The sequence below is a fragment of the Clostridium sp. genome, from assembly GCF_032552055.1.
In the GTDB taxonomy this organism is placed as follows: domain Bacteria; phylum Bacillota; class Clostridia; order Clostridiales; family Clostridiaceae; genus Clostridium.
In genome coordinates this window covers 1-1,454 of sequence record NZ_JAWGSV010000409.1, presented here as the reverse complement: position 1 = coordinate 1,454, position 1,454 = coordinate 1, and the positions used below count along the sequence as shown (strand labels likewise).

Below are 1,454 nucleotides of genomic sequence, written 5' to 3'. Positions count from 1 at the left end.
TAATATAATATTCAAGGCTAATTAAACTAACGAAAAGAATATAAAAAATTAATTATATGCAAACATAAATAAAAAATGCTGTAAATATTAGATAATTACAGCATTTTTATATTTTTAATATTATAATTTATATATTTTTTCTCTATTGTTTACAACATTCTTAGTAGCATTTCTTGTATCATATACAACCTTAGCTCTATCTACTATTTCTTCATATTCGTAAACTGTGTGTCCAGTAGTAATAACTACTATATCTGATTCATCTATTACTTCCTTCCAGTCTACTGAATGATAAGTTTTGCCCTTATACTTAGCTGTATCACAGAATGGATCGTTAACTATAACTTCTGCACCATTCTTTTCTAGTAATTCTATTACCTTAAATGATGGTGATTCTCTATAGTCATCTATATCATTCTTATAAGCTAATCCCATAACTAAAACTTTTGCTCCATTTAATGCTTTCTTTTGTTTATTTAATATCTTCATGATATTTTCTAAAACAAAGTCTGGCATCTTGTCATTTATCATACCTGAAGTTTCAATAAGTTGAGTATGGTAATCATATTCCTTAGCCTTCCATTCTAAGTAGAAAGGATCTAGAGGAATACAGTGTCCGCCAAGTCCTGGACCTGGATAAAATGGCATAAATCCATATGGCTTAGTTTTAGCTGCATCTATAACTTCCCATACATCTATTCCCATTCTGTTACATAAAATAGCCATTTCATTAGCTAATCCTATATTTATATTTCTAAAAGTATTTTCTAATATCTTTTCCATTTCAGCTACTGCTGGTGAAGAAACTCTATGAATTTCTCCTTCTAATACATTTTCATATAAAGCAGCTGCAACTTCAGTACATTCTTCAGTACATCCACCTACTACCTTTGGAGTATTTTTAGTGTTGTAGTGCTTGTTACCTGGATCTACTCTTTCTGGTGAGAATGCTAAGAAGAAATCTTCTCCACATTTTAATCCGCTCTTTTCAAGTATTGGCTTTAATACTTCTTCTGTAGTTCCTGGATAAGTAGTACTTTCAAGGATTACTATCATTCCCTTATGAAGATATTTTGCAACATTTTCAGTTGATTTTACTACATAAGATAAATCTGGTTGCTTATATAAGTCAAGTGGAGTTGGAACACAAATACATACTGTATCTACATCATTTATAAAACTAAAGTCAGTAGTTGCTCTTAATACTCCCTTTTCTGTTAATTCACTTAATTCTGTATCTACTACATCACCAATATAGTTTTGGCCCTTATTTACCATTTCTACCTTTTGATCTTGAACATCAAAACCTATAGTTTCATATCCAGCCTTTGCTTTTTCAACTGCTAAAGGTAATCCAACGTAACCTAAACCTACTACACCAACTTTTGCAGTTTTATTATTAATTTTTTCTAATAATTGATCCTTTAAAACTGACATTGTTCTTCCTCCTAAAT

1 protein-coding gene is annotated in these 1,454 nt (G+C 30.1%); it reads right to left on the bottom strand.

The window, feature by feature from the left end; all coding sequences use genetic code 11:
• Positions 1–120 precede the first annotated feature (120 nt).
• Positions 121–1,437 (bottom strand): nucleotide sugar dehydrogenase, encoded by a 1,317-nt coding sequence (locus E6248_RS15970; RefSeq protein WP_316341754.1) that lies wholly within the window; start codon positions 1,435–1,437, stop codon positions 121–123.
• Between the last annotated feature and the right edge of the window lie 17 nt (positions 1,438–1,454).

Coding starts and splice junctions, on each gene's coding strand:
- E6248_RS15970 (WP_316341754.1), bottom strand. CDS start 1,437: ATGTCAGTTTTAAAGGATCAATTATTAGAAAAAATTAATAATAAAACT.